The organism is Ancylobacter sp. SL191 (genome assembly GCF_026625645.1).
GTDB lineage: Bacteria > Pseudomonadota > Alphaproteobacteria > Rhizobiales > Xanthobacteraceae > Ancylobacter.
Genome location: NZ_CP113056.1, coordinates 4,244,542 through 4,257,709, shown reverse-complemented (window position 1 = coordinate 4,257,709; position 13,168 = coordinate 4,244,542). Strand labels below are relative to the sequence as shown.

At 69.4% G+C, this 13,168-nt stretch carries 4 protein-coding genes and 1 pseudogene; 1 reads left to right on the top strand and 4 read right to left on the bottom strand.

Annotated features, from left to right (window positions below; translation table 11 throughout):
* Nucleotides 1-12 precede the first annotated feature (12 nt).
* Entirely contained in the window at nt 13-1,392 is a 1,380-nt protein-coding gene (locus OU996_RS19445) for a hypothetical protein (protein ID WP_267583229.1), read from the bottom strand.
* Between the two features lie 220 nt (nt 1,393-1,612).
* On the opposite strand from OU996_RS19445, the pseudogene OU996_RS21410 reads away from it, so the two are divergent.
* Nucleotides 1,613-2,992, top strand: a pseudogene (locus OU996_RS21410) (LTA synthase family protein); the annotation flags it as partial.
* Here OU996_RS21410 and OU996_RS19435 read toward each other — a convergent pair.
* The 3 genes from OU996_RS19435 to OU996_RS19425 are packed head-to-tail and all read right to left on the bottom strand — an operon-like array spanning nt 2,989 to nt 13,132.
* Nucleotides 2,989-4,467: a glycosyltransferase family 4 protein gene (locus OU996_RS19435; RefSeq protein ID WP_267583228.1), complete on the bottom strand. Its 1,479-nt coding sequence runs from the start codon at nt 4,465-4,467 to the stop codon at nt 2,989-2,991. The pseudogene OU996_RS21410 and the gene OU996_RS19435 sit on opposite strands and share 4 nt — an antisense overlap.
* Nucleotides 4,464-5,852: an aminotransferase class I/II-fold pyridoxal phosphate-dependent enzyme gene (locus OU996_RS19430; RefSeq protein WP_267583227.1), complete on the bottom strand. Its 1,389-nt coding sequence runs from the start codon at nt 5,850-5,852 to the stop codon at nt 4,464-4,466. Before OU996_RS19430 ends, OU996_RS19435 begins: the two co-directional genes overlap by 4 nt.
* Nucleotides 5,849-13,132 (bottom strand): type I polyketide synthase, encoded by a 7,284-nt coding sequence (locus OU996_RS19425; RefSeq protein ID WP_267583226.1) that lies wholly within the window; start codon nt 13,130-13,132, stop codon nt 5,849-5,851. Before OU996_RS19425 ends, OU996_RS19430 begins: the two co-directional genes overlap by 4 nt.
* Nucleotides 13,133-13,168 lie beyond the last annotated feature (36 nt).

The window sequence follows — 13,168 nt, the reverse complement described above, 5'->3', positions numbered from 1 at the left end:
CTTCGCGTCCCGTCAGGCGATGTGGTCGCGGATCGAGAAGAAGACCATGACGCTGATGAACCAGATCGCCACGGCCGAGAACAGCACGATCAGGATGGAGACAAATCGCTGCGGATATTGGCTGGCCTCGGCGAGCGCCGGCTGCACATAGGTGGCGACATAGGTGTGCTGCGAGGCGGCCTCGGAACGCGCGAGCTCCAGCGCCGAGAGGGTGGTTTCATAATACTTCTCGGCGAATTGCCTGTTGAGATCGACATCCTCGTAGTTCGACAGCATCTCCGATATGGCGGGCGAGACGGCTGTGATCGCGCCTCCCGCAGCGCCCGTGGCGCCGGAAGCCACGTTTCGGTTCGGGTCGCCCTTGCCGAGCTCGCGCTCGATGGTGGCGATCTGCTTGCTGGTAGCAGCGATGCGGCTCTCTATGACCCGGACGCTGGGTGCGCTCGCGTCCATATAAGTGCGCAGCGAGGCGAGCTGGGATTGAAGGCCGGAGAGCTCGCCGCGCAGTTTCATGGCGAGATCCAGCGTGCCGCCCGCGGTTTTCACAGCGTCCGGGGTCTGTTCGCTATCGCGGAATTTGTGCATCTGCGTCCGCGCGTCGCGCAGCCGCTGCTCGGCCCGGGAGACATCAGCTTCGGCAAATCGCACTGCATCCTGCCGCGAGCGCACGGAGATGTCGTTGATCAGCTTCTCGCTCTGCTTCACCAGCGTGGTAGCGATCGTGTACGCATCTTCCGGCGTAAAGCCGCGCACCTGCACATGGGCAAGACCGGTCGCCATATCGAAGGTCGCGGTTATCATTGACTGCCAGTAACTGACCAGTCCTTCCATCGTCACGCCGGCGCCAAGGCGCGAAAGCCAGTCGGCATTGTTTCGGCTGTACACCTGCTGCAGGTCGACCGTCTTCATCAGGTCTTCGACCGCCTGGCGACTGGTGATGTAGTCCACGACGAGGAAGTTGTCGGTGAAGATGCCGGAGCGCGCGGCGGCACCGAGCGCCGTGCTCGCGGAGGTCGCCCCGGCTGGCGAAAAGCTCTGGTTCCGGACCGCGAAGCGGAATTCCGAGACATACTGGTTCGAGACGAAGAAGCCGTAATAGATGCCTGCGGCAACGGTCGGTATGGCCACCATCAGAAAGAACGATACCCACAGGCCGATCGACCGCTTCGCCTGACGGCGGCGTGGCAGTAGGGCGTCGAGATTGCTTCCCTCGCCATCGGGCATGGGGAAGCGCCGCTCGGCCTGCGGCGCGCGCACGGGCTTCAGCCGCAGCCGCGAGGCCACGCGGTCGCCTTCCGCCACGATCCGGGCAGCGGGGCGCGGGCGTTTTTCCTTGGTCGGAAGCACGGCCTCCGTGCCGCCAGCGTGGTCTCCGGCGGCGGTGGCGGGCATGGGCACTACGCGATGACGTTCACTCATGACGCGCCTCCGTTTCCATTTGACCGCCATCGGTGTTGAATAGAAAGTAGATTTTTTCTTCAATGCGCTGATTATTGAGACAATATTGAAAGTTTTGTTTATAAGAAATGGCAATATATTTTCCAAATACGTTGAATGTTATTTCAAAAAGTAATATTTTGTTTGTCTGCGAAGGCGGTAGGTGTCGGGCAAAATGGATCAAATCATGATCAGTCTGGGTGTTCTGGCTGCCTTGTTCGGGATTGTTCTGATGGTTGCCGCCTGGATTGAGCGCTGTGCGCTCCCGTCGCCGCGCCGGGCCGCGCGCCCGATGGCGGTAACGGCGTTTGCCGCGGGGATCGTCGCCAGCCTGTTTCTGCTGTGGCTGGGCGCGGCCGCTCGCCCGTTCTTCGCGGCGGCGGCCAGCCTGATCACGCTGACCGTCTTCGTCGGCATTTCGCGGGCGAAGTATGGCTATTTGCGCGAGCCGCTGGTGTTCAGCGATCTTGCTTTCATCATGACACTCATGCGCCACCCGGCGCTGTTCTATCTCGGCCGGCGCGAGGCGGCGGGAATTGCCCTGTTCATCGCGGCGGTGGTTGCTCTCATCGCGGTCTGGACCGCGCAGGAGCCGCGCCTGTTCGGATACGGCGTGCAGACGCTCATTCTGGCCGGCGGCGTCGGCCTCTCTGCGCTGCTGCTCGCCGGCCCCTTGGCGCAGCGCCTTGCCGCGCTCGAGCCGCTGCGCAGCGCCCCGGCCGGCGATCTTGTGCGCGATGTCGGCCTGCTGACCACACTGGTCGGCGGCTTCGCCCTGTGGCGGGCGGAGCGTGTCCGCGCAGCGCATTCCGATCCCGGGCCGGCGCGCCTCGGCGACCGCTACCGTGCGGTCATCGTCATCCAGTCGGAATCCTTCTGCGACATCCGACGGCAGGGTGTCGCGGCTCGTCTGGAGGCGTTCGACCGCCTGCGCGGGCGCGCCCTCGCCAGCGGCCGTCTGGAGGTTTCGTGCTTCGGCGCCTACACGCACCGTTCCGAGGTCGAGATGCTCACGGGCATTCCCTTCGCCGCACAGGGCATGGATCGCTTCGACCCCTATTTGCGTCCGGACCGGCTGGCCGAGGCCTCGCTCGCCACGCGGTTGCGAGTGGGCGGCTGGTGCACCCTGTTCCTCCACCCGCACGACCCGCGCTTCTTCCGCCGCGACCGGGCCATCCCGCAACTCGGCTTCGAGCGCTTCGTGGCCGAGGACGCCTACAGCGACGGGGATCGCTATGGACCCTATGTCAGCGACCGGGCGGTCGCTCGCACACTCATTCGCGAGATCGAGCAGGCGGTTGAGGCCGGCACGCCGCTTTTCGCCATGGCCGTGACCATGGAGGCGCACGACCCCTACGGGCCGGGCCGGCTGGCCGAGACGGATGATCCGATCGCGCAATATGTCCGCCACATCGCCAATGCGGACGCTCTCCTCGGCGCGCTGGTCGAGGCGCTCGATCTGCGCACGGACCGCTCGCTGCTGGTGTTTTACGGCGATCATGCCCCCATCCTTCCCGGACACGAGGCGTTGGCTGATGATACGGCCACGGATTACCTCATGCTCGAATGCGGCTGGGCGGCGCAGAAGGACACGGAGCCGACCGGCTCGGTCGACCGTTCCCCGGCGAAGATCAACGCGCTGTTGCGCTCGAAGCTCGGCACCGGCCGCCAGCCGACCACGGAAGGCTCCGGCGTCACGACCGAGACGGGCCGCGGCACAGGCTTGGACGAGGGTTCGGCGACGCCGTCGATCAGCCGGTCGATGACCGAGAAATGATCCCGCCAGCGCGGGACTCTGAGCTGCGCCAGCTTGGCGAACTGCGCGGCGCGATCCGGCGAGTGGGGATCGGCATATTCCTCGATGGTGCGGGCCCAGCCGAGGCCGTCGATCGGGTCGAGATAGCGCGGGGCGTCGCCGGCGATGTCGCGGAAGACGTCGAGTTCCGAGCAGATCACCGGCACCCGCAGCGCCAGCGCCTCGAACAGAGGTAATCCGAAACCTTCCGCGAAGGAGGGGAACAGCACGCCGCGTGATTGGCGCATCAGCCAGCGCAGATGCGCGTCGGGCAGCCGGTTGCATTCCAGCACATGATCGCCCAGCTTGCGGCAGCGCTCGATGATGTCGACGACGTTCTCGTTCTCCCAGCCGCGCCGGCCGACGATGATGAGCTTGGGCGCCTTGGGGCCGAGCTTCTCGACCAGCACCCGCCAGGCATGCAAAAGGACGAGGTGGTTCTTGCGCGGTTCAATCGTACCGATGGTCAGGAAGAACGGATGGGTGGTGACATTCTCCATCGGCCCGTCATCGAACTCGTCCTCGATGCCGAGCGGGCTCACCACCGTCTCCGGGACAGGCAGGCGGTATCGCTCGGCGAAGGCGTTGAGCTCGCCCATCGTATGGCGCGAATTGCAGACGATGGCATTGGCCGAGGTCAGCACGGTGCGCATGCGCATCTCGTGCTTCTCGGCGTCCCCAGGACGCACATATTCCGGGTGCGTCAGCGGGATGAGGTCATGGACCAGGAACATCGGCTTCATGCGGTGGCCGCGCGCCATTGAGCGCATGCCGTTCATCGAATTCAGCCCCTCATGCGAGACGTTGAGATAGACGGCACCATCGGAATTGCGGCGGCGCAGGAGGCGCGGCAGCAGGTTGACCGGCGAAAACAGGCGGCGCAGCGGCGGGAGGATGTCCGGCAGCCCGGAGCGGAGGGGAGTGGGCGGTTCAAGATTGGCCAGAACGCCGGTCGGCTGGCCGAGGAAGCGCTCGATGGCGAAGAGCTCGCGCTTGGTGACGCGGCCTTCGGAGAGCTTCCAGCGCAAGGCCAGTGTGTCCACGAAGGACGAGACCGTGTCGGCATCAAGATACCATGTCGAGGCCCGCAGCCGGGCGACGAAGGCGGCGTTGTCTTTATAAGCGGGGCTCGACAGAAGATGGCGGGCATAGGCGAGCTCGACGCGGTCGATACCGGTCGGCGTGCGCTGGTTCGAGCGCCTCAGCAGCCTTGTGATATCCAGAACGACCTTCATGGTGCAGTCTCCCGCGCCGTGGCGGGCATGAAGCCCGCCTGTTCGGCGCTCAAAATCGTCAGGCCCAGCCCGGCCATCCGCGCGTCGCACTGCGCCATCTCCTCGACGACCAACGCCACCGCGGTGCGGATCTGGTCCGTCTCGTGAGTGGCGCTGATGAAGAAGCGCAGCCGTGCCGAACGATGCGGTACGGCCGGATGGATGATGGGAAGTACATTGATACCGCGCGCCAGCAGGCGCTCTGACAGCATCACCGCCTTGAGCGAATCCCCCACCATCACCGGCACGATGGCGTGGCCCTCGGCGGTGCCGGTATCGAGGCCGGCGGCCTGCGCCTCCGCGAGGAAGAGCCGCGAATTGGTGGTAAGCCGCGCTATGCGCTCGCTTTCCCGACCCATCACCGCGAGCGCCGCGCGCGCGGCGGCGCTGGCGGCGGGAGGCAGGCCGACGCTGTAGACGAAGCCGGGCGCCGTCGCCTTGAGGAAGTCGATCAGCGGCTGCGGCCCGGCGATATAGCCGCCGCAGGAGGCCAGTGACTTGGACAGCGTGCCCATCCAGATGTCAACGCGAGCTGGGGCGATGCCGGCCTGTTCCGCCAGCCCGTGGCCACGCGCCCCGAGGACACCGACGCTGTGGGCCTCATCGACCATCAGCCAACAGCCATAGCACTCCTTGAGAGCGATGAGGCGGCCGAGGTCCGGCATGTCGCCGTCCATCGAATAGAGCCCCTCGACGACGATCAGCGCCCGCTGGCTGCGTGGGCGCTCGCTGGCCAGCATCGCCTCCAGAGCGTCGAGATCATTGTGCGGGAAGCTGCGGCGGCGCGCGCCCGAGAGCTCGGCGCCGACGATAATGCTGTTGTGAATCAAGGCGTCGTGGAAGATCACGTCATCCGCGCCGAGCAGGCTGCCGATGGTCGTGACATTGGCCGCATGGCCGGAAACGAAGGCGACGGCGTCGTCTTGCTGGTGCAGACCGGCCAGTGCGGCTTCCAGCTCCCGGTGAAACGGCCGCTCGCCCGCCACCAGCCGGCTTGCCGAGACGCTGGTGCCGTATCTTGATACCGCGTCATGCGCCGCCTGCCGCACGGCGGGGTGGGCGTTGAGGCCGAGATAGTCGTAGGAGGCGAAATTGATGACCTCGCGCCCCTCGATCCGGGTGGTGGCGCCGGCGCAGCCTTCATGGGCGCGGTAGAACGGGTTGGCGACGCCGAGGAGATCCCCCGCTGCGCGCATGATCCTCAGTTCCTCGAAACCCGGCAGGGTCTCGAACGAGGTATCATAAGACCTCTGCGACGCCTCGGTGTTCGCGGCTGGGCGGCCACGCAGGCGGGCGAGAAGCGCGCTGCGCGCCGCGCCGTCGAGGCGAGGGTCCGGGGTGGTCATCGCAGCAGGCTCCCGTCCCGGCGCATCTCGGCGGCGACGCGCGCCTGAAGCGCCTCCACGACCGCCGGCTCGACCCGCAAATGACGGTCGACAAGCTCGGCGGTCTCGTTTGACAGATGCAGGCCCGCCGCGAGGATCGGGCCGCCAGCGCCTCCCTCGGCGGACGGACGCAGCTTGCGCAGCAGCTTGTCGCCAACATCCTGCAAGCTCGCCCCGGCACCAAGGCCGAGCATGGGCAGCGCGACCTTGTGGCGACGCTGCATTTCCATGTCGAGCTCCAGCGCCATCAGCGAATCCATGCCGATATCGCCGAGCGGACGAGCCATCTCGATCGCGTCCGCCGGCAGGCGCAGGATGCGCGCCACCTCGGCGGCGAGCAGGCGCTGGATGGTCGCGCGCGCCTCGCCGTCGCTGAGGTCGCGGATGAGGCCGGCAAGGTCGCCGCCATCCACGCCCTCGATGGTTTCCTCCGCCGCCGGCTGGAGCGCGGCGAAGCTCGCCCCGCGCATGACGGCGAGTTCGCGGGCCGCCCGCCAGTCGATGGGGGCGTGGACGCGGGTGGCAGGCTGGTCGGGATCACCGAGCGTGCGGCCGAGCTCGTCGAGCGCATCCGACGCGGTGAGTAGGCCCAAGCCCAGGCGGCGGCTCAGCTTTTCCGACGTGGCGCCATCGCGGGCGAGCACGCCCACATCGGAAATAGCCCCCCAGACCATGGCGAGCGCCGGCAGGCCCGCCGCCCGGCGCCGCCGCGCGAGGGCTTCCAGATAGCCATTGGCGGCGACATAGGCGGCCTGTCCGGGATTGCCGACCAGCGTGGTCGCCGAGGAGAAGAGCACGAAATAATCGAGGTCCAGTCCGGCGGTCGCGGCATCGAGATGGCGCGCGCCGTCGACCTTCGGGGCCAGCACCGCCTCGAAACGACCCCGGTCGAGGTCGCGGACCAGCGCGTCGTCAAGCACCATGGCGGTGTGAATGATGCCGGCGATGCGGCCGTGGCGGGCGGCCATCCGGGCGAGGAAATCGTGGCAGGCATGGGAGTCGCGGGCGTCGAGGCGCTCGGCGGTGATGTCCACGCCGTCGATCTCCAGAGGCGGTGTCTTCACACCGTTACGCGAGGCGACGACAATGTGGCGCGCGCCCTTTTTCGCCAGCCAGCGCGCCGTTTCGCGGCCGAAGCCGCCTGTGCCGCCGACAACGATGTGAACCCCCTCCGACGCTGCCGCAAAAGGTGCCGTTTCGGCGCGGGCGGGCGGGGTGACGGGCGGGCGGATGAGGATCTTGCCGACATGGCCGGCGCCCTGCATCAGCCGCAGTGCGGCGCGGGCATCGTCGGCGGCGAAGACCCGGTAGGGGAGAGGTGTCAATGCACCGCTGACGAACAGCGCGGAGAGTTCCGCCAGCATGCCCTGCACCAGCGCGGGGCGGGCGGCGATAAGCTGGTCGGCATCGACGCCGAAATAGGACAGGTTGCGGGCGAAGGGGCGCAGGCCCAGCCCGGTATTGGCGATGAAATCGCGCTTCCCCAGCTCGACGAAACGGCCGAAGGGCTTCAGCGTGCGCAGCGTCAGCTCCATCGCCCGACCGGACAGCGAGTTGAGCGCGACCTCGCAGCCGCCCGCCACGCGGATCGCCTCGGCAAAGGCGGTGTCGCGGGAATCGTACACCGCATCCGCACCGTAAAGCCTTGCCAGAGCGCGTTTTTCCGGCGAGCCGGCAGTGGCGATGATCCGCGCGCCGCGCGCCTTCGCGATCTGCATCGCGGCCATGCCGACACCGCCGGCGGCGCCATGGATCAACACCGTCTCCCCCTCGCGCAGCCGGGCGCACTCAATGAGGGCGTACCAGGCGGTGAGGAAAGCGACGGGCAGGGTGGCGGCGGCCTCAAGCGGCATGGCGGGGGGGACGGGCAGGGCGGCATGGGCGGGAATGGTGGTGTGGCTCGCCAGTGCGGCGGGGGCGAAGGCCATCACCGCATCGCCCGACCGGTGTGAAATTACCCCCGGGCCGACGCGCAGCACGCGGCCGGCGCATTCAAAGCCGAGGCGGGCGCCGGCAAAGCCGTTTTCCAGCATCTCGTCGCCGATGAGCCCTTGCGCGAACATCACATCGCGGAAGTTCAGCGCGCCGGCGACGACCTCGATCTCGACCTCGCCGGGGCCGGGCGCGCGGCGCTCCAGCGCCCGCCAGTCCAGCCGGTCGAGCGAGCCGGGCCGCTCCATGGTAAGGCGCAGCGCGGGGGCGGCAAGCGCACGCTCGCGCGGCGCGGGGGCGAGGCGTACGGCCTGCAAACCCTTGTCATCCATGACCAATTCGCGCTCGTGCGGCAGCTCGACCATGGCGCGGGCGAGCTCGGCGGCCACCGCGGAATCGATCACCCGGCGGTTCAGCGCGACCAGCTTGATGTCGAGATCGGGGTGTTCATTGATGGCGGTGCGGCCGAATGCCCACAGCGCGCTCGCGCGCGGATGGGGGCCGAGCGGGTCGCCGTCGATCAGCAGGCGCAGCGCCGGGGGCGTGGTGGTGGCGCGCAGGGTTTCCATGAGCGCGCCGGCTTTTCCCAGCGCCTTGGCCATCGAGGCGGCGCTGTCATCGGCCAATGGGCGGTATATAAACACCTGCGCGCCGGGCGCGGTGGGGTCGCCCTCCAGCTCATGGCCGCGCGGCGAGACGAGGCAGCTGCCGGCATCGGTGGCGAGCAGCGCCAGCACCGCCCCCGCGAGGCTGTCGCCCTTGGTCGGATCGGCCAGTTTTTTGCTTTTTATTTCAACGACATCGCAGGCGCCGCGCGCATGGATGAGGCGATGGAAGCGCTCTCCGATGGGAGCGGTCAGGTTCATCAGCCGGGCAAAGCCGGTGGCGGCGATGCCCAGCGACACCAGCACGCCGCCGGGGCGCAGCGTTTCCGTCAGCCTTGCGGCGGCCTCGCCTTGCGGGTCGAGCGGCTGGCGCGGATCGACGTGCAGGATCAGATCCGCCTCGCCAAGCGGTTGATCCAACAGGAAAATATTTGCCGTGGCGCGCACCCGGTCGGCGAGCCGCGGGCGGGCGGCGGCATCGGCGGGGATGATCGTGAGCCGGATCCGGCCAGCCTCGGCCAGCGGGCGCAGCGCCTCCAGCACGGTGCCGTGGCGCTCCACCAGAACGACATTAGGTGCAATAGTACCGGCGACCGCTTCGGTCAGCGCTACCGCCTGCGCGGCCACGGCGCGGGCGGCCGGAGAGGCGGATTCCCAGTGGTCAGTCAGGCCAGTGAGGTGGACGATCGGTGCAGTCAGGCCGATCAGACCGGGCAATTCCGCCGCCAGACGCGCGCCGATGGCCAGCTCCGCCGCGCGGTCGGGCGCGACGCTGGCGATCTCGTGCAGCAGTGGCTCGGGGGCGGGCAGGTCGCTCGTCGCCGACACCCGCCAGCCGGTCTCCGTGCTGTGCCGGGCGAGGCCGCCCTCGGCCAGCAGGGCGAGCAGGGTCAGCAGCACCGGCTTGCGCTCGGCGGGCAGGCGGCCGTCGACGATCAGCGCGTCGATGTCGAGCCGCGCGCCGCCCCGCGCCTCCTCGCCCGCGACCGCCAGGACGGCGCGGTGGGCGATGGTGTAGGCGAGGGCGTCGGTCAGCAGCGTGTCGTCATCCTGCTCCGGCGCGCCGGCGCTCTCCAGAAAGGCGGAGACGCGCGCTGCGGCGTCGCTGAGGGCGGGGCCGACCGGCACGAGGCTCTGGCGGAAATCGCTATCGAGGGTCGGGGCGCTGGAGAGGGCGAGCGCGCGCAACCGCACCGCTTCCATCCGCGCGACCGGCGTGCCCTGCGCGTCGAACAGGGTGATGTCGAGTTCGAGCGAGCGCGGGCTGGCGCGGTTTACCGTCAGCTCGGCGCGGACGGGCGCCACCCCGGCGGCGAGGACGCGCAGCGCGTTGATGCGCACGGGCACGAAGGCTGTGCCGGGCGCGGCCGCCTCGTCCATGGCGAGCACCAGCCCGTGCAGGGCGGCGTCGGCGTGCATGGGCGACAGAACGAAATTTGCGTCCGCCGAACAAGTGTTCGCGCTGGGCGTGGCGAGATCGAGGGTGATGTGCGCCCCGCTGCGGGCGGCGCGGGTCACCAGCCGGAAGGCCGGGCCGTAAGCGAGGCCGAGCCGCGCGGCGCCCTCATAGAGCGCGGCGGCGTCGAGCTCGGTTTCCGCACTGCCGGCTGCTGCGACAGCGGCGGGGGCTGCGTCCTCATCCGCCAGCACCCGGCCGCGGGCGTTGAGGCTCCATTCCTCGGCGCCACGGGCGCGCGAGGTGATGGCGACCGCGCCCTCGGCATCGAGCGCGACGCGCGTCTCCACGCTCTCGCCGGCATTCAGGCGCAGCGCGGCGAGGATGTCGAAATCCTCCAGCCGCAGGCGATCCGTGCGGAGCGCGGCGCGGCCGGCGGCGAGCGCCATCTCCGCGAGGCCGGTCGCCGGCACGATGACGCTGTCGCCCACCTTGTGGTCGGCGAGGAAGGGGCGGGATTCGACATCCAGCATGCCGCGCCATTCCCGCCCGTTCTGCATCAGCCGCACGCCGAGCAGGGGATGGTCCGGCGCGCCGCCGCCGATCAGGTCCACCGCCTCGCGGGTGCGCGGCGGAAGGATCGGCTGGCGGTTCCATGGGGTGATCGGCAGGGGAAGGCGACCGGGCAGAGCGGGGGCGCCGAACAGGCGCTCCTCATCCACCCGCGCGCCATTGACGAGGGCGGCGAGCAAAGCGCGCTCGATCGGGTCGTCCTCCGGCCGGTCCTTGTCCTGCAGCGAGGCGAGCACCACACCGGGCCGGTTCGCGTCGGCGAGGATCTCGCGCACGAAACCGGTCAGCACGGGCTTCGGCCCGATCTCCAGGAAAATGCCGATGCTGCGGTCTTCCGCCAGATGGCGCAGCGCCGTGTCGAACAGCACGGGCTGGCGGATATTGTCCCACCAGTAGCGCGCGCCGAGGCTGGCGTCGGTAATGGCGGCGCCGGTCAGGCTGGAGATGAAGGGAATGGCGGGCGTGCGCGGCTCGAGCAGCGACAGCGCCTGAAGGATCGGCCCTTCCAGCGGCGCCATGGCCGGGGAGTGGAAGGGGTAGTCGATGCCGAGCCGCTTGCCGACCACGCCCTGGCGGCGGGCGAGGCGCAAAACCGCATCCAACGCCGGGGTCGGGCCGGCGACGGTGACGCCCTTGGGGGCATTCCGCGCGCCGATCACCACCTCGGGCTGAGCGGCGGCGGCGATGAGTTCCTGCGCGCGGGCCGGGCTCGCCATCAGGAAGGCCATGGTGCCGGCGCCGCGCGTCTCGCCCTGCAGGCGACTGCGCCAATAGATCAGCTGGGTGGCGTCGAACAGGCTGAGCGCGCCGGCGATATGCGCGGCCGCGATCTCGCCGACGCTGTGGCCGACCACCGCCGCCGGCCGGCAGCCGGCCTCCATCAGCGCGCGGGCGACGGCGACTTCCAGCGCGAAGATCAGCGGCTGGGCGATTTCGGTGGCGGCGAGTGCGGTCTCGTCCGGCGGCTGGCGGAAGGCCTGCGCCAGCGACCAGCCGGCCGTGGGGGCGAAGATGTCGTCGATCTCGTCGATCACCGCGCGGAACGGCGCGCTGGCGAGCCAGGCGGCATGGCCCATGCCGGGATATTGCCCGCCATTGCCGGTGAAGACGAAGGCGACCTCGCTGCCGGCCGTGCCGACGACACCGCGTTGCAGAGCGACCTCGGCGCCGCCGCGCGCGAGACGGCGCAGCTTGGCGGGCGCGTCCGGGTCTTCGATGGAGACGGCGAGGCGATGGGGCAGGCGGGCGCGGCCATGCGCGGCGGCATGGGCAACGCGGGCGCGCTCCATCTCGCTGTCGAGCCGGTCGGCATAGCTCTCGGCGAGGCGGTTCAGCGCCTCCGGGCTCTGCGCCGAGATCATCAGCACGCGGGCGGCGGGATCGGCCGGCGGGGCGGGCAGCTCGTGCGCCTCCGGCAGGCGGATCACCGCATGGGCGTTGGTGCCGCCAAAGCCGAAGGACGAGATGCCGGCGAGGCGGGCATCGTCCGCCAGCGCCACCGGCTCGGCCGCCGGGGCGAGGTTGAGCGCGGCGAAGTCGATGTTGGCGTTCAGCGTATCGAGGTGCAGCGAGGCGGGAAGCTGGCGCTTTTCCAGCGCACTGAGCGCCTTCAGCAGGCCGGCAAGGCCCGAGGCGGGTTCGAGATGGCCGATATTGGACTTCACCGAGCCGATGGGCAGCGGCGCGCTGCGCCGGCGCCCGAGTGCCTGCCCCACCGCGCTCGCCTCGGCGGGATCACCCACCAGCGTGCCGGTGCCATGCGCCTCGACAAAGGCGAGGCGGTTCGGGTCGATGGCGCGGGCGGTGTAGAGTTCCTCGAGCAGGCGCTGCTGGGCGCGGCTCTCCGGCATGGCGATGCCGAGCGTGCGCCCGTCGGAATTGGTGCCAGTCGCCAGCACCACCGCGCGCGGCGTGAGGCCGGCGCCGGTCGCGCCCTTCAGCCGGGTGAGGATGGTGACGACGCCGCCCTCGGCGCGCACATAGCCATCCGCCGCGCCGGAAAAGGGGCGGCAGCGGCCGGTCGGCGACAGCATGCCGGCGCGCGAGAAGCCGATGAAGTTGAACGGGCTGGTGAGCACATTCACGCCCGCCACCACGGCGGTCTCGATCTCGCCGCTCTCGATCGCCTTCACCGCGCGGTCGAAGGCGACCAGCGAGGAGGAGCAGGCGGTGTCGATGGCCAGACTCGGGCCGGTGAAGCCGAAGACGTGGGAGATGCGGTTGGCGATGATGGAGAGCGCGTTGCCGGTGACGAAATGCGCGTCCGCCGCGCCGATATCGGCCGCGAAATGCAGCGAGTGATCGAGCGAGGAGGCGCCGACGAACACGCCGACCGGCGCGCCCGCGAGCTGGGAGAGCGGAAGATTCGCGTCCTCGAACGCCTCGCGCACCAGTTCCAGCAGCAGGCGCTGCTGCGGGTCGATCTGCTCGACCTCGCGCGGCGACAGGCCGAAGGCGCCGGCATCGAAGCCGACAATGTCGTCCAGCACGCCGGCGGCGAAGGTGTAGGCCCGGCCCGGCACGCCGCGGCCGGGATGCAGGAAGCGCTCGCGCGACCAGCGTTCGGCGGGAATTTCCGTGACCACGCAGTCGCCGCGCGTCAGCAGCGACCAGAATTCCGCCTCGTTCCGCGCGCCCGGCAGCCGGCAGGCGCAGCCAATGATGGCCGCGTCATGCAGGGGATGGGACAGCAGCGACGCTGGGGCGGCATTCGCGCCGGGGGCGGCATGGGTCAAACGGCACCTCGTAAAGCTCTGCCGGTGATGCGCGAC

Bases quoted from the DNA above. Each gene is read 5' to 3' on its own strand.
- OU996_RS19445 (WP_267583229.1), bottom strand. From the start codon at position 1,392: ATGCCCGCCACCGCCGCCGGAGACCACGCTGGCGGCACGGAGGCCGTG.
- OU996_RS19435 (WP_267583228.1), bottom strand. From the start codon at position 4,467: ATGAAGGTCGTTCTGGATATCACAAGGCTGCTGAGGCGCTCGAACCAG.
- OU996_RS19430 (WP_267583227.1), bottom strand. From the start codon at position 5,852: ATGACCACCCCGGACCCTCGCCTCGACGGCGCGGCGCGCAGCGCGCTT.